The sequence below is a fragment of the Alphaproteobacteria bacterium genome (assembly GCA_037200005.1).
GTDB lineage: Bacteria > Pseudomonadota > Alphaproteobacteria > UBA9219 > RFNS01 > JBBCGY01.
Genome location: JBBCGY010000001.1, coordinates 1,620,859 through 1,637,684, shown reverse-complemented (window position 1 = coordinate 1,637,684; position 16,826 = coordinate 1,620,859). Strand labels below are relative to the sequence as shown.

General features: G+C 59.5%; 18 protein-coding genes. 12 read left to right on the top strand and 6 right to left on the bottom strand.

What is annotated here, in order from left to right:
• Positions 1–3 precede the first annotated feature (3 nt).
• The 3 genes from WDO70_08595 to WDO70_08585 all read right to left on the bottom strand — a co-directional run bounded on the left by WDO70_08595 (position 4) and on the right by WDO70_08585 (position 1,868).
• Positions 4–783 carry a TlyA family RNA methyltransferase gene (locus WDO70_08595; protein MEJ0063244.1) on the bottom strand — a complete coding sequence of 260 codons (780 nt, stop codon included), beginning with the start codon at positions 781–783 and terminating at the stop codon, positions 4–6.
• Complete coding sequence (locus tag WDO70_08590; GenBank protein MEJ0063243.1) at positions 752–961, bottom strand: hypothetical protein; 210 nt, start codon at positions 959–961, stop codon at positions 752–754. The genes WDO70_08595 and WDO70_08590 overlap by 32 nt, the downstream gene beginning before the upstream one ends.
• Before the next feature lie 94 nt (positions 962–1,055).
• Positions 1,056–1,868, bottom strand: a complete 813-nt coding sequence (locus WDO70_08585; protein MEJ0063242.1) for a phosphatase PAP2 family protein — start codon at positions 1,866–1,868, stop codon at positions 1,056–1,058.
• Between the two features lie 308 nt (positions 1,869–2,176).
• Between WDO70_08585 and WDO70_08580 the strand changes: the two genes are divergently transcribed.
• The 6 genes from WDO70_08580 to yihA all read left to right on the top strand — a co-directional run bounded on the left by WDO70_08580 (position 2,177) and on the right by yihA (position 8,270).
• Complete coding sequence (locus WDO70_08580) at positions 2,177–4,948, top strand: hypothetical protein (protein MEJ0063241.1); 2,772 nt, start codon at positions 2,177–2,179, stop codon at positions 4,946–4,948.
• A gap of 81 nt (positions 4,949–5,029) precedes the next feature.
• On the top strand, positions 5,030–5,164 hold the full coding sequence (gene rpmH / locus WDO70_08575; GenBank protein MEJ0063240.1) for a 50S ribosomal protein L34: 135 nt from the start codon (positions 5,030–5,032) through the stop codon (positions 5,162–5,164).
• 21 nt (positions 5,165–5,185) lie between these two features.
• A complete protein-coding gene (rnpA, locus tag WDO70_08570; protein MEJ0063239.1) occupies positions 5,186–5,569 on the top strand; it encodes a ribonuclease P protein component in 384 nt (127 codons plus the stop codon).
• Positions 5,570–5,626: 57 nt separating this feature from the next.
• Positions 5,627–5,893 (top strand): membrane protein insertion efficiency factor YidD, encoded by a 267-nt coding sequence (gene yidD, locus WDO70_08565; protein MEJ0063238.1) that lies wholly within the window; start codon positions 5,627–5,629, stop codon positions 5,891–5,893.
• Positions 5,890–7,656, top strand: coding sequence for a membrane protein insertase YidC (gene yidC, locus WDO70_08560; GenBank protein MEJ0063237.1), 1,767 nt, complete (start codon positions 5,890–5,892; stop codon positions 7,654–7,656). Before yidD ends, yidC begins: the two co-directional genes overlap by 4 nt.
• Positions 7,656–8,270 (top strand): ribosome biogenesis GTP-binding protein YihA/YsxC, encoded by a 615-nt coding sequence (gene yihA / locus WDO70_08555; GenBank protein MEJ0063236.1) that lies wholly within the window; start codon positions 7,656–7,658, stop codon positions 8,268–8,270. Before yidC ends, yihA begins: the two co-directional genes overlap by 1 nt.
• A gap of 650 nt (positions 8,271–8,920) precedes the next feature.
• On the opposite strand, the gene WDO70_08550 is transcribed toward yihA, so the two are convergent.
• Positions 8,921–9,709, bottom strand: coding sequence for a DUF1849 family protein (locus WDO70_08550; GenBank protein ID MEJ0063235.1), 789 nt, complete (start codon positions 9,707–9,709; stop codon positions 8,921–8,923).
• Between the two features lie 210 nt (positions 9,710–9,919).
• Between WDO70_08550 and WDO70_08545 the strand changes: the two genes are divergently transcribed.
• Entirely contained in the window at positions 9,920–10,594 is a 675-nt protein-coding gene (locus tag WDO70_08545) for a GGDEF domain-containing protein (GenBank protein MEJ0063234.1), read from the top strand.
• A gap of 4 nt (positions 10,595–10,598) precedes the next feature.
• Here WDO70_08545 and WDO70_08540 read toward each other — a convergent pair whose 3' ends face one another.
• Positions 10,599–11,675 (bottom strand): alpha/beta fold hydrolase, encoded by a 1,077-nt coding sequence (locus tag WDO70_08540; protein MEJ0063233.1) that lies wholly within the window; start codon positions 11,673–11,675, stop codon positions 10,599–10,601.
• Between the two features lie 78 nt (positions 11,676–11,753).
• Here WDO70_08540 and WDO70_08535 point away from each other — a divergent pair, with 78 nt between their 5' ends.
• From WDO70_08535 to WDO70_08515, 5 genes are all read left to right on the top strand, one after another.
• Entirely contained in the window at positions 11,754–12,869 is a 1,116-nt protein-coding gene (locus WDO70_08535; protein MEJ0063232.1) for a glycosyltransferase, read from the top strand.
• A gap of 114 nt (positions 12,870–12,983) precedes the next feature.
• Positions 12,984–14,462: an RNA polymerase factor sigma-54 gene (gene rpoN / locus WDO70_08530; protein ID MEJ0063231.1), complete on the top strand. Its 1,479-nt coding sequence runs from the start codon at positions 12,984–12,986 to the stop codon at positions 14,460–14,462.
• A 117-nt stretch (positions 14,463–14,579) separates the two neighbouring features.
• The gene (gene raiA, locus WDO70_08525; protein ID MEJ0063230.1) at positions 14,580–15,191 is read left to right on the top strand and encodes a ribosome-associated translation inhibitor RaiA; all 612 of its coding nucleotides are present in this window, start codon (positions 14,580–14,582) and stop codon (positions 15,189–15,191) included.
• A gap of 9 nt (positions 15,192–15,200) precedes the next feature.
• Positions 15,201–15,698 (top strand): PTS sugar transporter subunit IIA, encoded by a 498-nt coding sequence (locus WDO70_08520; GenBank protein ID MEJ0063229.1) that lies wholly within the window; start codon positions 15,201–15,203, stop codon positions 15,696–15,698.
• Positions 15,699–15,736: 38 nt separating this feature from the next.
• A complete protein-coding gene (locus tag WDO70_08515) occupies positions 15,737–16,537 on the top strand; it encodes an alpha/beta hydrolase (GenBank protein MEJ0063228.1) in 801 nt (266 codons plus the stop codon).
• On the opposite strand, the gene WDO70_08510 is transcribed toward WDO70_08515, so the two are convergent.
• Complete coding sequence (locus WDO70_08510; protein MEJ0063227.1) at positions 16,448–16,741, bottom strand: hypothetical protein; 294 nt, start codon at positions 16,739–16,741, stop codon at positions 16,448–16,450. The two genes, WDO70_08515 and WDO70_08510, sit on opposite strands and share 90 nt — an antisense overlap.
• Between the last annotated feature and the right edge of the window lie 85 nt (positions 16,742–16,826).

Sequence of the window (16,826 nt, the reverse complement as noted above, 5' to 3'; positions counted from 1 at the left end):
ACTTTAGGAAATGCCGCGCGTCGCGGCAATCAGATATTCCTTGTTGCCGTCATGGCCGGTGATCGGACTTTCGATCAGGCCCAGGATGGCCCATTTCATGTCCCGCTCCAGCCAGGCCTGAATCTTATCGCAGGCGGCCTGGCGCACAGCCTCGTCGCGGACGATGCCGCCGTCGCCCACGTCTTCCCGCGTCGCCTCGAATTGCGGCTTGATGAGCGCGACGAACTGTGCGTCCGAAGCGGCGAGGCCGAGCGCGGCGGGCAGCGCGACCGTCAGGCTTATGAAGCTGACATCGGCGACGATGATCTGCGGCGCTTCGGGAATGATCGCGCGGTCGAGCGCGCGCGCGTTGCAGCGCTCATGGACGATCACGCGGGGATCGCTGCGGAGTTTCCAGTCCAGCTGGTTGGTGCCCGAATCGACGGCATAGACTTTCGCCGCGCCGCGTCGCAGCAGCGCCTCGGTAAAGCCGCCGGTCGAAGCGCCGACATCGAGACAGATTTTCCCCATGGGGCCGATATTGAAATGGTCGAGCGCGGCGACAAGCTTCAGCGCGCCGCGTGATACGTAATCATGGGCTTTGCCTTTGACGCGCAAGATTTCTTTCGCGCCAATCGATTCCGAGGGCTTGTCGATGCGCCTGTTTTCGGCATAGACCGCGCCGCTCATGATGAGCGCGCGCGCCTTATCCTCGCCGTCGGCCAGTCCTTGCCGGACGAGAGCGAGATCGGCGCGTTGTTTGGCGGCGTTCTTAATGGGCGTCGAGGGAGGCGGTTTGCGCATGTTGAGGGTTTTGCCGCGGCCTTTCCGGTGTCGCCCAGGCGGCCGCGCCATAGGCAGCGGCGGCGATCCCGACGATAGCCAGGCGTTTCATCCGGGTTTTGCGCACCCGGGTTTCACGCAAACCATAAATGCTGTTCGCGAGAACGGCCGGCGCGAAGTAAATATCTTTCCTGGACAAGCTCATATGATCTCCCCCTATATTTCTCAAAGAAACCACAAAATCATGAAAGTAATGAGAGAAATCTTTCAGGATTTGTTCGTTTTGAGGGACCCTAATGCGGCCGGACCAGGGGGCTGAACAGGAATGCCGGCCTGCGGGCCCAGACGGGCGGAATATCGAGCGCGCGCTCTTTGGCGCAGCCCAAGGCGGCGATTTCACGCCGCGCCGATTCAAGCTGATTCAAAAAACGGGAATCTTTATAGAAAAGCTTGAGCAGCTGCTTGCCGAATTCGCGCCCGGCGTCGATGTCGTGCGACGAATGGACTCCGGCCAAGGTGCGATGCCCGGCAATGCTCTCTGCCTTCTGGGTCAGCGGCGCGGCGGCGTCAGGCTGCAGATCTGTCAGGATCATGGCCCAGACATAGCTGGTGCTGGTATGGCCGCTTGGATAGGCGTAATCCTTGGGCTCATCGAGCATTAATTTGACTTTTTTGCTGGTCTTGAAGGGGCGGGGCTGTTTCCAGTATTTCTTGGCGACCCCCGTCGCGTCTTTCGCATCCACGCCGGTCTGGTCGAGCAGCGCGAACGTGACCGGCAAATTATCGCGGGTGAAATCTTCCGCCAGGACATGGGTCACGAGTTCCGGCTGCAGCCGGTTTTCGTCCCGGGCCGCCGCGATTTCATCGGGCGAGGGGGCGGCCTGAAGCCCGATAATGTCCTGGATGTCTTTTTTCCATGCTTTCGATCCGGTGCCGGGCGGTTTCGCCAGGGATCGCGCGGCATCCGCGACGTCGCGCGGCATCAGATAATGGTAGTTTTCCGTTTTTGCCTCAGGCTTGACGTGATGTTTCGCATAAGCCGGGGCGAGAGGAACAGTCAGGGCGAGAATAGCCAATATAAGCCGCTGCATCGTCTTCATGATCATTGTCATTTCCTCTATAATTCGGCGCGATCAGCGAGTGAGTTTAACAGGGGCGCGTACGTGCGCAAGCGGGCATATCGTTTTATTCATCAAAAAACGAGAAGTATTCGCCGAGTGTGGGATATTGGAGAGAAGAATTTTATATTTGAAGCGGAAAGAAGCGTTAATTAAAAATTAACCAACATGGCTACGGGGTTTGCCAATGGGGTTGGGGCGGCAATTGCGGATCATGGCTTAATCACCGCCGGGGAACTTAAGGTTTTGTTAGGGGCATGGCCCTTAAAATGCTCCATCTCCAGCGGGGAACAGGGATGCGCAAGCCATTGGCGCTTTGTCGTATTATTTTAGGCATTATCGCAGCCTCGGTTCTGGTGGCGGGAGCGCCCGCGCATGCGGCGGACACATCCACGCTGATACCCCCCGTTGGCGATGTCATTGATATGCGGATGACCGATAGCGAGGGAGAGCGCATGCCGGGAGCAAACGGCACCCGCATCGGTCCCGGCGAAACGGCCCTCGTGCGGGCGACAGATTGCGATCGGCCCGGCGCGACATCGGTGGTTTGTCCCGTAGCTCCATCGCCAGACTATGATGAACTGACTTCCCCCATCAAGGAACTTTCGGCGACCTGCCGGATGCTTTACGATACGGGCGTGGGGCAAGACAAGCCGTTCTTCATTCCATGGAATACGCCGAAGGAATGGGGCGCTTTTCTTGCCAATCCGCCTCCCCAAATCATGGTGACCCCGAACGCCTGCTGTCCCGCGAAAAAAGCCACCGATGTATTCTGTGGGGGCAACACGCTGCAAAGTCTTGGTCTGCCTGACGAAATGGGCAGGCGGATCGCGCCCGTGCGCCAGAAAATTATAGAGTGGACTAAGGACCCGGCGGCGCCTGAACATGCCGCCACCCTCATTAATGGGGTTCCCGCCTCCGCATTGATCGATCGCGTCGGCGCCGAGGGAGAGCCGTTTACGATTAATGCCGATGCGGCGCTGACCGCCGCCGGCGTGCCGCATACGCCGATCAATTATGAAATCACCTACACATGCCAGGGAGGGCAATGGATTCTGACGCGCCAGGTGGGAGCCTGTACGCCGACTGACGGCACTTGTGCGGTCAATAATCCGCCTCAGGGACTTCCCTCGCTTCCGACCAATATCCAGGATTTGTGTGGCCCCGGCAGCGGCGCGATCATCGGTCCGGTCGATGGCGGCAATAAATGGACCTGGCAATGTCCCGGCACGCCCGGCAAGACTACGGCGAGCTGTTCGGCGTTGAAGGTGCCGCCCGCTTATAACGGCCAGTGCGGTCCCGCGAATGGCGGGAGATTGCCTGCCGTGCCATTCGATCCTGCCGATCTATGCAGTAGAGGCACGCCGACTCCCGTGACCGGCACAGGCATATATGGCTGTTATGGCTGCAACGATGGCCGGTGGCGGTGGTCATGCACCGGCAGCCCTGGCAAGTCGAACGCGGACTGCAGCGCTATTGCCAGCACATCTCCCTTCCCCGGCCAATGCGGCGATTGCAACGGTTGGACGATCTGGGGGAATAATGGCTGGCTTCCGCCTGGCGGAATGGACAATTGTGGCTGCCGCCATCCCTTTAACAGCCCTATGCCGGATCCTGTCATCACGCATGTCGCGACGCCGACAGAGCCAAGCTGGAGTTGGACTTGCCTAGGAGTGAATGGCGGCGTTTCCAATACCACCTGCAAAGCTTATCTGCCTATCATCAACGGCCAATGCGGCATCGATTCCAATTATGTCATCAACAACAATCAATTGCCCGATAACGCCTGTCAGAACGGCACGCCGGTCAATGTCTTGATGGTTGGCAATAAGCTGACATGGACTTGTAAGGGCGAAAATACCGGCACCGACGCCCAATGTGTTGTGAACGTCAATCTCGGCTTGACGCGCGGCGTGTGCAATTTCGATTGGGGTGAAAAACTGAGCGCTCCGCCGAAAATGGATGAGCTATGTGCTTCCGGCACGGCGGCAAATTATGTCAAGACCGGTCTTCTTAATACGTGGAAATGCCAGGGCAATGATCCGAATGATCCGGAATATGAACAGGAATGCCTTGTCTATGGGGGCAATCCGATTCCCGGAAGATGCGGCTCGGCGAGTGAGCAGATCAATCCTATCGCGCCCTCGCCTTCCGAGCAGCTTTGTGCGGCGGGCGTGGCGAGTCCGATCGAAGCCATAACCTGGAGTCCGGGCGACAACGGCTGGGAGTGGAACTGCACGGATCAAGCGGGCGGCCTTTATATCGATTATTGCTGGCGCGACGCGCAGGCGGATTACGTTCCGCCGCCGCCGCCGCCGCCCGTCAATGGAACTTGCGGTCCAGCCTCTGCCATATCGAGCGTAAGCGCGCCCGTCACCGGCCTGTGCGCCACCGGCACGGCGACGCCGGTCGCCGGCACTGGCCCATGGACATGGTTCTGCACCGGCCAGAATGGCGGGACGACCAGCTGGCAATGCTCGACATCGGTCGCGAACGTGACGGGCCTTGCGGGTTGCGGTCTCGCGGGCTTGCCGGGAAACAGGCTTCCCAATACGCCGAACACGAATCTATGCGCTGTGGGTAATGTCAATACGCTTGTGACCCCTGCGGCGCCTGCCCGTGGGCCATGGACTTGGGGTTGCACCGGCACCGATGGCACGGTTTCCTGCTCGGCGGGTGTATGCGATGATTGTACCGGTGCAGCCGTCAATACCGTTATTGACAATCTTAGCGATTCCATCGCGAACCAAACCATCTCTTATGGAGCCGGAGAATGTCCGGTACAGGGAACTGTCAGCTGGGAGCAGACGAGCAAGATCGTTCCCTCGAACGCGTCTTACATATTGACCATGACCAATACCGATAGCGGCCTGATATACACCAAAGGCCAAGTTCCCACGGTAGCTCCTGCGAATTATTGCACGGGCTGCTATAGGCGCCCGCAGTCGGTAAGTGGTAATTTCAAAGTCAAGAAAGCGACGACCGGCACCTGCGCCTCCGGCCCGCCGCTGAGCAGCGGGGGAACCGCCACGATTCCCATCACCGGCTCGACGATTTCGCCTCCTTAAGCCCGATTCGCGGATTCGTTTGACTCCGGCGGCGAGGTTTCCTATAACCGCCGCTTAACTATTCGCGTTCTGGAGTTTATCGTGAAACGCACTTATCAGCCCAGCAAGCTGGTGCGCAAAAGGCGTCATGGCTTTCGCGCCCGCATGGCTACGAAAAACGGCGCCCAAGTCGTCGCCCGTCGTCGCGCCAAGGGCCGCAAGCGCCTGTCGGCCTAGTGATTCATCTTAAAGATGAACATGCCTGCCATGCTTTCTATTCTCAAGCGGCGTGCGGAGTTTCTTGCCGCCGCTTCCAGCGGTCGCAAATGCGCGACCAAAGGGCTTGTCCTGCAAGCGCGGGCGCATGAATCCGGCCAAGAGTCCGGCGGACTGCGCTATGGGTTGACCGCCAGCAAGCGCGTCGGCAATGCCGTCATGCGCAACCGCGCCAAACGGCGGCTTCGGGCGCTGGCGCGGGAAGTCTTGCCTGCCATGGCGGGCGAGAGCTGCGATTACGTGCTGATTGCCAGGCCGGAAACGGTATCCCGTGATTTTGCCGCCCTGCGCGGAGATCTGCTTTACGCGCTGCGCCGCCTTAACGCCGCAAAAGCCGCCTCCCCCAAAGCTTCTTCCAAGGAATAATGACATTATTCATTTATTCAAATTGAGGCACGGGCAAAACTTTGCCATAAACACTCCATGTTTGCCATTTTCCGCATTTGCGCCGCCGCCATGTCTTTTGCCGTAACCTCGATTCTTCGCGGCGCGGTGATCTTTTATCGTTTTATGCTCGCGCCGTGGCTGGGGAGCAATTGCCGTTTCGAGCCCAGCTGTTCGGCTTATGCGCTTGAAGCCCTGCAGACGCATGGCGCCGCGCGCGGCGGCGGGATGGCGCTGCGCCGTATTTGCCGGTGTCACCCTTGGGGAGATTCCGGCTATGACCCTGTTTCTAAGGAATGCCGATGAGTTCGATGAATCATGCCAATCTGTTTCTGGCCATGGCGATTTCGCTGAGCATATTGCTTGGCTTTCACTATTTTTACGAACGCCCGAGGCTCGAGGCCTATCGCGCCGCCATTGCCCAGCAGAAAGCCGCCAAGCTGGCGCTGAAAGAACCGCCCGCGTCGCGCCGCCCAGCGCCTTCTGTCTCCACCGCGGCGGCGTCAACGGAACTTAAAGACCGCGCCCTTCTGGTCGCGGAACAAAAGCGTGTGGCCGTCGAATCCGGCGAATTGAGCGGCTCGATCAATCTGGCCGGCGGGCGCATCGATGATCTGGTCCTGCGCCGCTATCGTGAAACCGTCGATCCCGCCAGCCCGCCGGTCGTTTTATTGTCTCCGTCCGGTTCGGCCCGGCCGCATCCTGCCTGTTATGCGGAGTTCGGCTGGCTCGGCGAGAACGTCAAGCTGCCGTCCTCCGATACCGAGTGGAGCCTGCCGCCGGGCGCCAGGCTGACGCCGGAGTCGCCGGTCACGCTTACGTGGGACAATGGCGAGGGATTGCGCTTCGAGCGCGTCATCACGCTTGACGATCACTTCATGTTCACCATCACCGATCGCGTTCGCAACAGCGGCGAACGGCCCGTGACCTTGCATCCCTTCGGGCTGCTCGTGCATCAGACCATTCCCGACCAGAGCGAGCTTGCCATGGGCCATATAGGGCCGCTGGGCGTGCTGGGCGGCGTGCTGAAGGAACATAGTTATGGCGAGTTGGAAGACAAGGTTTCCATCGCCGAGGCCTCGCAGGGCGGATGGGCCGGCATCACCAGCAAATATTGGCATACGGCTTTGATCCCTCCGCCCGAGGAACAAATCGCCGCGAGCTTCAAATTTGCCAGGCGTCCGGAGCAGAAGACAGAGGACGGAAAATTCCAGGTCGATTATCGCGGCGCTCCCGCCACGATCGCTCCCGGCGCGACGCATGAATATACGCGCCACTTCTTCGCCGGGGCGAAGCGGGTCGAACTGCTCGATATGTATGCCGAGAAATATAATATAGAGAAATTCGCTCTCGCCATCGATTTCGGCTGGTTCGGATTCCTGACCAAGCCGTTGCTCTACACGCTGAACTGGCTCGGCAGGCAGCTCGGCAATGTCGGCCTCGCCATATTGGCGCTGACCGTATTGGTGAAGATGGCGGTGCTGCCCCTGGGCATCAAATCATACCGCTCCATGGCCAAGATGAAGAAATTGCAGCCTGAATTGAAGCTCCTGTCGGAACGCTTCAAGGACGACAAGCCGCGCCAGAGCATCGAAATGATGGAGCTTTATAAAAGGGAAAAAGTCTCGCCGCTTTCGGGATGCCTGCCCATCTTCGCGCAGCTGCCGGTCTTCTTCGCGCTCTACAAAGTGCTTTATATCGGCATCGACATGCGTCACGCGCCGTTCTTCGGCTGGATCAAGGATTTGTCGGCTCCCGACCCGACGACGATTCTCAATCTCTTCGGCCTGATGCCATGGAATATCCCCGCATCTCCCGCCTTTCTCCATATCGGCGTCTGGCCGCTGTTGATGGGCGTCAGCATGTACGCGCTGCAAAGAATGAACCCGGCCCCGCCCGATCCCATGCAGGCGCAGGTCATGATGCTCATGCCGGTGATATTCACCGCCATGCTCGGTCCCAGCATGGCCGCGGGTTTGCTGATTTACTGGACCTGGAGCAACACGATCTCGATCACGCAGCAGTTTCTGATCTATCGCCAGATGGACAAGAAGCACAGCAAGCCATAATGAGCACAGGCCCTACCCGTGCCGATAAGTTTTTTGCCGGGGAATGCGACTTCGCTTTCGGCGCGGCGACGGCTGCCGCGATGCCGCCGCCGCATTTGCCTGAATTCGTTTTTATCGGACGCTCGAACGCCGGGAAGTCCTCGCTTCTCAACGCGCTGACCGGCAGAAAGCTCGCGCATGTCTCGACGACGCCGGGACGGACGCAGCAGTTGAATTTCTTCCGCCTGGAGCGCCGCTGTTATCTCGTCGACGTGCCGGGCTATGGCTTCGCCAAGGCGCCCAAGGTCAAGGCCGCCGCCTGGCAAAGTTTGCTGCGCCTGTATTTGCGCGAGCGGCGGACGTTAAAGCGGGTTTTCGCGCTGATCGACTCCCGGCACGGAATCACGGCGACGGATCAGGAGATGCTGGCCACGCTCGACCGGGCGGCCCAGCTTTATCAGATCGTCCTGACCAAGACCGATCTGACGCCGCCCGAGGCCCAGGAAAAAATCCTTGAAGAGACGCGGCAAAAATTAACCAAACATCCGGCGGCCTATGCCGAGCTTTTATCGACCAGCGCGACGCGCAATACCGGCATGACGGGACTGCGCACCGTGATATTCAATTTATTGTAAGAAAACGCTGTTATAATGAAGCCGTTAAGCATGAAAGTAATGTTGGCATGGACAGGACATAAGCCTGTCCCGTATTCTCCGAGATGTAATGAACACCGCTAATAGCCGTGGAGACGGATGATGAGCTGGGTGGCTAACTTGTCCAGAAAATTATTGAGCGATAAGACGGTGTTAGGCATCGCTGCCGCTACCGTTGGCGTTCTTTCATCCGGATGCGGCGCGACCGGCATACTTGATATTCATACCTTCAATCAGCGCGATCTCGTATTAGTCAATACGCCGGAAGAATGTCCCCCCGGACAGGGCCGCGTCTGCAACATTCGATGCTCTTATATGCTTGACGGCGACACGGGCGAGACATGGACCACCGGTGCTTACAATCTCTGCGTCGATCCGGTCATTGTCCGAGGCAGGGGAAACTATCCAGCCCAGTATGGCGGATATCCCGTGCAGCCATATAACAACGGCTGGTACCCTGGTGCCGTGCCTGGCCCTGTTCAGTACGGTCCGTCATTGCCTCAAGGAGGGCCGGCCCCCCAGTCCTATCCTATTCCTTCACCACCGCCCCCCGCCGGGCCGTCATATAATCACGTCCCGGCAGCGCCGCCCATGCGCTAGGGCATGAGCCGATCAGGTTGAGCGCCAGCCCCTTATCGCGAACATCCGCCCGCGGGCAGAGCCTCAAGATTGGTTAGGGTGCCGCGTACGCTGAAATCGCCATAATCCACGAGCATGCTGCGCGCGACGCCGTTGGGCAGAAGGTCGATGGTCATTTCGTAATCGGGCGTTCCCGCTTCGCTGGCTTCGAGCGGATAAAATGCCATTCTCACCGGCCATGCATCTTCCTGGAGAAGCGGATTGCCGCGCAATTTGCCGGTAATATCCATGGCGGCGGCGAGCGGCGAGGGCTTGCCGACGAAAATGCTGATTTCGCTCTGGCCGTATTCGTCGGAGCCGTCGAAAACGATCCGGTTCGGTATCTTCTCTCCCCGCGCGGCATAATTCAGAATCTCGAGCGTATGCTGGGTCGGAAAGCGGGCGGCGCTCTTAAGTTCGACGGTTTTGCTTTTAGGTTCGCTATAGACCGCCTTGCCTCCCGTGGCGCCAAGTTCCGCCTGGCCGCGGAAAGTGGCGGTTTCCTGGCTGTTGCTTGTGCTGCGGGCCGTGAAAACATAGCGCGTGCCGTCCTTGGCCTCCCAGGAGGAGTTGGCGATGGTGTTCGCCGCATCTTTCCCGTCCACGTAATAGTATTTCATGTCCAGTTTCTGTTCGCTCGTCCAGCCGTCGCAGGCATCGTTGATGGTGAACATCATTTTGCCTTCGGTGCTGGCGATCTGGCTCGATTGGCGGCTTTGCTCCAGGCGCATTTGATAGATGGCGCGATGCGGCGTAATCTGAATACCCGCCGCCGCCGCGTTGCCGGAGCAAGCGATTGTCATATATATCGCAAGGAGGAGAACGACGCGATTCTTCATGGCTTCAATGGGCAAGCGATAGGGGATGGGTAATTTTTTCGCAGCGCTGAACGCCCCACCGGGGCATTCTTACCGCCCCGTCCATTATACTGGCATAATTTTTACCGCATTATCAATGGGTTAATTTTGGCCTGCACTTTGCATCCTCTGAAGCAGACATGGGGAGATGATGCTATGCTCAATCAATTTTCAAAATTGGATTTACCCGCTGCGACGCAGTCGGTTTTCTCAAAAAACGGCTTTAAAAGTTACGACCCTATCTACAATTGGCGCCGGGGCGAGATTTCGAGCGTAAGCGAAGCCAGAATTCTGATTGCCGAAGCCGAGCAAGTTATCGCGGCTCAACGGCATCGCATCGCCCAATTGGAAAATCTGGCGTTGACCGACGAACTGACCGGGGTGGTCAATCGGCGCGGCTTGATGCTGGAGCTTGGACGCGAACTCGCGGCCGCGGCGCGCGACGATCATGCCAGGGGCTTGCTCATTCTTTGCGATTTGAACGCCTTCAAGCAGGTCAACGACCTGCACGGCCATAACGCGGGCGACGCTTATCTGAAAGAAGTGGCCGCGGCCCTGACGGCTGAAGTGCGCTCGAGCGATCTCGTGTCGCGCATCGGCGGCGACGAGTTCGCGATCATCATGACTCGCACCGACAGTGATAACGGCCTCGCCCGTTTGCGCAAGCTGGAGCATGGATTTCACACCCGCGCCTTGACCTGGGGCGCGCGCGTTCTGCCGCTGAAAGCCAGCTTCGGCGCCGCGCCGTTCAACGCCAACGATACGCCGGAAGGCCTGTTCGCCGCCGCCGACCTGAGGCTCTATGCCCAGAAGGCCAAATTGCGCGTATAGAAACTCAGCCCGGCATGCGGCTCGGCGCAACGGACGGCGAACGGAGATTGCCGAAATCATATCCGTCCGGCCGCAGCGCCGGGATATCGCCTGCCTGCCCGGCGAAGAGCGCGGCCACTTGCCGGCCCGCAGCGGCGAAGAATTTCTTCAGGCTCTCCTGCGCATGATCCTGCATCAGCCAAGGCAAATCCTGGCCCAGGCTTTTCGCCACCGCGGGCAAGCCGTTGCGCACCAGATGCCTGACCTGATCGTTCGTCATATGGTGATTGCCTTCGGGAAAAACGTACAATTCCGTGGCGGGCGCGTCGATGCGACGCATCAGCTCTTTCGAGCGTTCGACCTTCACCAGCGGATCGGCGCCGCCCTGAATGGCCAGAACCGGACAGCCGAAGGGAAAACGCTGTTCTCCGCCGGGCGAAGATTCCGTGCGCAGGCAATGATGGCGTCCCTCCGCCAGGAACTCGCGGACCAGCCCGCTGGGCAATGGCCGGCCGCCATTGCGCATATGCCGGATATTGGTCACGATATGGCGGCACACCTGTCTGATATTGGGAAGCTCGGAGAAGTTCCATGCCGCGTTGATCGGCACGACCGCCAGAATCTTTCGCTTTTCGCCGAGAATTCCTTTCTTCGATCCGGATTCCGCCGCGGCGAGTTTTCTCGCATGCTCCTCTTGCGCCAGCTTAAGCGCGATAAAGCCCCCCATCGACGTGCCGACCAGGATTTGCGGCCCCGCCGTGGCCTCGACCACGCTGCGCGCGTCGTCGAGCATCTGGCCGAATTTCAGATCGTATAGCTCGCCGCCCGATTTTCCGAAGCCGCCATAGTCGAAACAGGTAAAGGAAGGCCGCAAGGCGTCCGGCAAGCCCATGAGCGCGGCGGCGACAGGCTCCGCGCCAGAATCTGCTCGCACTGTGTTGATCCCGCCGATATAAGTGATTCCGACATGAAGTCCCGGCATATGAAAGCGCGCGATGCGCCGCGCCGGATAAGTCCAGGCGGCTCCGCCGAGGATGGTGTTGTGCTCGGGAATTTCGAGGTCGTCTTGCCGGGTCAGATAGCCGTCAACCGGCGCAAGCATTTTGCTTTGATCAAAGAATTTTGATTCAATGAAGTTTCTCAAACCAGAAATCATCTGGGCCACCATCGGGACTGCCGCATGACCGCCGCCGCAAAGAGCAAGGAAAGATTTCTTCTTCTTCCGCAGAACCTATCACAAAACTGCATAAACCGGCAATGGCTCGATTGCGCTAATCTGTGGCATCGGCGCGGCGGGCAAAGCATTGTGGCAAGCATGCACGGCACGTTGCTCGTCGATTATGAACGATCCGGCGTCAAACATTTCGCATTGCACCAAGGCGATGGATTCTTTTCGCGCTTGCAGCGTAAACGGAAGATCGCTTCGGTTGTTCGCGCGCATGCGCCGCGCCGCGTCTGGCTGCAGAATTTCGCCGATCTCGCGGCGATGGACCACCTCAAGGAAAATATTGCGGTGCGATATTTTCCCGTGGCGCCGCCGCCCGCCAATCCGCAGACGATCGCGCAATTGCAAAAATTTCTGAGCAACGGCGGCAAGGTTGTGACGGACGGAGAATTCGCAACCTTGGCCATGCAAAGCGAATTCGGTCTTGGAGCGGAGCATATTCATATGCTGCCGCCCGCCCTCGACTCCGCGCTTTACGATCCGGCGCGGGTGACGCCAGAGCGGGCGCTCGCTCTCGCCGAAAGCTGGCGCGTGCCTGAAAACGCGGCGCTCATCCTGCATCTCGGCCCTCTGATGAAGGACGGCGGGCAATGGCTGCTGCTCGACATTCTCGCGCGCATGAAGCGCCGCGACGTTTATGCCGTGATGCTGGGCGCGGAAGCCGAGCAGGGTTATCGCGGCCATCTTATGGCCGAGGTCGAGAACAGGAAATTATTGGGACAGGTTTTGCTGATCGACGATTGCCGCGATCTTCCGGCGGCGCTGTGGTTCGCCAATGTGGTGATGGCGATCGGCGCGCCGGCGCGATCCGCCATGCCGGAAATTCTCGCGGCGCAGGCGATGGGCAGGCCGCTGATCGTCAGCGACGGCGGCGCGCATATGGAGATGGTGGCGCCCGGCGAAACCGCCTGGATCGCGCCGCAGGGCGACGGCAACGCCATCAAGACGATGCTCGCGGAAGTGCTCGGCCTCTCGCTGCAGGACAGGCTGCGTCTTGCGATGCGGATGCGGCACTGGGTGGAGGATAATTTTTCCTACGGCGCATGGCTGGAGGCGATACTGGCGGCGTGAGGCTTGCTTTCTAGAGTGTCTCTTAAAATTCCGTTACCCGATTGATGCAATATTGATGCCAGAAAGAATGCGATAGCAACCAAGATTTAACCTTCCATGCCTTAGCTTCGATGCATGGCGCTTTCGCAAAGACTAGATGTCCGCCAGACGCAAAGCCTGGTGATGACCCCGCAATTGCAGCAGGCTATCAAGCTGCTGCAAATGTCCAATCTGGATTTGCAGGACTACGTCCTGACCGAGCTTGAGAGCAATCCGCTGCTCGAGCGCGCCGAGACGGACGACGCGCCGATCGCCGAGATCGTGCCGACCGAGCCGGAGACGCTTACCTCCGCCGCCGAAAACGCTCCGGCCGAGATTGATCCGTTCAAGAACGAAGCGCCGCTCGACACCGATTTCGACAATGTGTGGGCGAGCGAGCACGGCGACCGCCAGCATGGCCATGGCGCGGGCGATCACGAATTTTCCTTCGAGCAGACGATACCGGCGGATGTCAGCCTGCGCGAGCATCTTTTAGGCCAGGTGCATTGCGACCTGTGCGATCCGGTGGAAAAGATCATCGGCGCGGCGCTGGTCGAAATGCTGGACGAGTCCGGCTATCTGCCGCGCGAGCTCGATCTGGTGCGCGCCCAGCTTGGCGCGCCGCCCGAGCAATTCGCCGCCGTCATCGCCAAGCTGCAGCGCTTCGATCCGCCGGGGATTTTCGCGCGCGACTTGAAAGAGTGCCTCGCCCTTCAATTGCGCGACCGCAACCGCTTCGATCCCGCGATGGCCGCGCTGATCGATAACCTGGACTTGATCCCGGCGCGCGAATTCCAGAAATTGCAGTCTCTGTGCGGCGTGGATGCCGAAGACCTCGCCGCCATGCTCGTGGAAGTCAAGACGCTCAATCCGCGGCCGGCGCAGGCTTTCGCCCCGTCCGACGTGACGCAGACGCTGATCCCGGACGTTCTGCTGCGGCCTCTGCCGGGAGGCGGATGGCAGGTCGAGCTCAATCCCGAGAGCCTGCCCCGCGTGCTGGCCAACGAGAGTTACTATACCAGGGTTTCCGGCGCGGCGCGCGCCAAGGCGGACAAGGATTATCTCAGCGAGCGCTGGCAGCAGGCCAATTGGCTGGTGAAGGCGCTGCATCAGCGCGCGACGACGATCCTCAAGGTCGCCGCCGAGATCATCAGGCATCAAGACCAGTTCTTCGTCTATGGCGTCGCGCGGTTGCGGCCTTTGACGCTGCGGCAGATCGCGGAAGCCGTCTCCATGCATGAATCGACCATCAGCCGCGTCACCGCCAATAAATATATCGCCACCCCGCGCGGCATCTTCGAGCTTAAATATTTCTTCTCCGGCGCGCTCGGCAACCATGACGGCGGCGAGGCGCATGCCGCTTCGGCGGTGCGGCATAAAATCAAGACGCTAATCGAGGCCGAGGGGCCGAGCGCGATTCTCGCCGACGACCGGATTGCCGCGCTGCTGCAGGGCGAGGGAATCGATATTGCCCGGCGCACGGTGGCGAAATACCGCGAGTCGATGAATATTCCGTCTTCCGCCGCGCGTCGCCGCCATCAGGCGGAAAAAAGCCAAATGCAACTAAACCATTAATATTGCTCCTTAAATATCGAGAAAAAAATTTATCGGCATCATGGATGCTATGTTATAATTGCCGATCTTGCCGCGTTTATGAAGCGGCGGCGGATTCCTTCCAACGAGGTGTCTCAAATGCAATTGTCGGTTAAGGGCAAGCAGATCGATGTGGGCGATTCCCTGCGCCAGCATGTAGAACAGAATCTTAAGGATATTATCGGCAAACATTTTTCCACGCCCCTGGACGCCCAGGTGACGTTCTCGCGTGAAGCGCATCTGTTTCGCGCCGACATCCATGTTCATGCCGGGCGCGGTATCACCTTGCAAAGCCATGGGGCCGCGACCGAGGTTTATGCCGCTTTCGACGAGGCTTCGGCGCGAATCGGCGAGCGCCTGAGGCGGCATCATAACCGGCTCAAGGACTATCATAAGAAAGACGTCGACGCGCATGCGACCGTCATGGCGCAATCTTTCGTGCTCCAGGCCGACGGCAAAGAGGTGGCCGACGAAGCGCCCGACAATCCCGTGGTCGTCGCCGAAATGACGACGCCGATCGAAACCCTGACGGTAGGGGAGGCGGTCATGCGGCTCGATCTCGGCGATCTTCCGGCGCTATTGTTTCGCAACCGCGCGCATGGCAATCTCAACATGATCTACCGCCGCGCCGACGGCCATATCGGCTGGGTCGATCCGACGCAAAATATTGCCGTCAACCAGCCTGCCGCCGCGAAGGCCGTATCGCGCTGAGTGGGAATCATGGGACAGCGCGAAGGCGAAGTCGAAGGGGAGAAGAATTTGATGCAGGATATTGTTGCGAAGAATCATGTCATTTGCGATCTGGCGGCGGCGAATAAAAAAGCCCTGCTGCAGGATATGGCCGCGCGCGCGGGCGAAGTGACCGGCCTCAGCCCGCATGTCATTTTCGACGCGCTGTGGGAGCGCGAGAAACTCGGCACCACCGGCGTCGGCCACGGCATCGCCATTCCGCACGGCAAGATCGCGGGGCTGGAGGGCGTGTGCGGCTTCTTCGCGCGGCTCGCCGCGCCGATCGATTTCGAGGCCGTCGACGATAAGCCGGTCGATCTCGTGTTTCTGCTGCTGGCGCCGTCGGATGCCGGAGCCGATCACTTGCAGGCTTTGGCGCAGGCGTCGAAGATGCTGCGCGATCCCCAGTTTTGCGCCCAGTGCCGCAAGGCGCGCGATGCCGCCGCCATCTTCAATATGATGATCGGCGCTGAAGCGGCGGCGGCCTAAGCGTCCGTCCCCGCCTCCATTTCCTGGTGCCCGGCCTCATGCCCGACTATCTCGATCATAACGGCATCCGCCTGGCTTTCGAGCGCGGGAAGGGGCAATCGCCCGGAATCATGTTTCTCGGCGGCTATGCCTCGGATATGAGCGGAACCAAGGCGGGTTTTCTGGCGGAGCAATGCGCGCGGGCCGGTTATTCTTATCTCCGCTTCGATTACCGGGGGCACGGCCAATCGGCGGGCAAGTTCCAGGATGGCTGCATCGGCGATTGGTCCGAGGACGCCTTGGCGATATTCGACCATTGCACCGAAGGCCCGCAAATTCTCGTTGGATCGTCGATGGGCGGCTGGATCGCGCTTAAGCTGGCTCTGGCGCGGCCCAAGCGCGTCGCGGGCATCGTCGGCATCGCCGCCGCGCCGGATTTCACCGAAGATCTGGTATGGGATTTGCTGCCGCCCGAAAAACGTCTGCGGATGGAGCAGGATGGATTCCTGCCGGGCGAAGGCGGCATGATCTACACGCACCGGCTGGTGACGGAGGGACGCGGGCATCTGATGTTGCGCGCGCCGATCGATGTTCTATGCCCGCTGCGTCTGCTGCATGGCCAGAAGGACGATGCCGTGCCCTGGCGGACTTCCATCAAAGCCGCCGAACTGGCGGCGGCGCATGACGTGCGCGTGACGCTGATCAAGGACGGCGATCATCGTCTCAACCGGGAGCAGGATTTGATGGCGATGTGGGACGCCGCGACAGAATTACGGGCCGTCTCGATAGCGGTGAATGCGAAAGCCGAGCACGATCAAGCCGAAGCCGATCATCAGGCCGACCACCGTCGCGGGCAATGAAACCATGAATTTGGCGAACCAGGCCCAGAATTCGCCTTGGGGCTGGGTATTGATGTAATTGACGGTCTGAGTCCAATAGCTCGGCAGCCATTTGCGCATAAGCTCGAGAATCTGAGTGAAATGCAGCCGCCCCGGTTCGGAAACGCCGTCGCCGATAAAGGACGAAAGATCCAGGCCCAGCAGAATGACGCTGGCCAGACACAAGATTACGCCGAGGATGCCGAAGACAATCATGAAGCCGGTAGGCCAGAGGAAGTTGCCCTATTGAGTCGTAAAGACTCAATCCTGT

Excerpts from the sequence above, each read along its gene's own strand:
- WDO70_08520 (MEJ0063229.1), top strand. The coding sequence starts at position 15,201 with ATGGGACAGCGCGAAGGCGAAGTCGAAGGGGAGAAGAATTTGATGCAG.
- WDO70_08580 (MEJ0063241.1), top strand. The coding sequence starts at position 2,177 with ATGCGCAAGCCATTGGCGCTTTGTCGTATTATTTTAGGCATTATCGCA.
- yidD (MEJ0063238.1), top strand. The coding sequence starts at position 5,627 with ATGTTTGCCATTTTCCGCATTTGCGCCGCCGCCATGTCTTTTGCCGTA.
- yidC (MEJ0063237.1), top strand. The coding sequence starts at position 5,890 with ATGAGTTCGATGAATCATGCCAATCTGTTTCTGGCCATGGCGATTTCG.
- yihA (MEJ0063236.1), top strand. The coding sequence starts at position 7,656 with ATGAGCACAGGCCCTACCCGTGCCGATAAGTTTTTTGCCGGGGAATGC.
- rpoN (MEJ0063231.1), top strand. The coding sequence starts at position 12,984 with ATGGCGCTTTCGCAAAGACTAGATGTCCGCCAGACGCAAAGCCTGGTG.
- WDO70_08515 (MEJ0063228.1), top strand. The coding sequence starts at position 15,737 with ATGCCCGACTATCTCGATCATAACGGCATCCGCCTGGCTTTCGAGCGC.
- raiA (MEJ0063230.1), top strand. The coding sequence starts at position 14,580 with ATGCAATTGTCGGTTAAGGGCAAGCAGATCGATGTGGGCGATTCCCTG.
- rnpA (MEJ0063239.1), top strand. The coding sequence starts at position 5,186 with ATGCCTGCCATGCTTTCTATTCTCAAGCGGCGTGCGGAGTTTCTTGCC.
- WDO70_08545 (MEJ0063234.1), top strand. The coding sequence starts at position 9,920 with ATGCTCAATCAATTTTCAAAATTGGATTTACCCGCTGCGACGCAGTCG.
- WDO70_08585 (MEJ0063242.1), bottom strand. The coding sequence starts at position 1,868 with ATGATCATGAAGACGATGCAGCGGCTTATATTGGCTATTCTCGCCCTG.
- WDO70_08540 (MEJ0063233.1), bottom strand. The coding sequence starts at position 11,675 with ATGCTTGCGCCGGTTGACGGCTATCTGACCCGGCAAGACGACCTCGAA.
- WDO70_08595 (MEJ0063244.1), bottom strand. The coding sequence starts at position 783 with ATGCGCAAACCGCCTCCCTCGACGCCCATTAAGAACGCCGCCAAACAA.
- WDO70_08535 (MEJ0063232.1), top strand. The coding sequence starts at position 11,754 with ATGACCGCCGCCGCAAAGAGCAAGGAAAGATTTCTTCTTCTTCCGCAG.
- WDO70_08550 (MEJ0063235.1), bottom strand. The coding sequence starts at position 9,709 with ATGACAATCGCTTGCTCCGGCAACGCGGCGGCGGCGGGTATTCAGATT.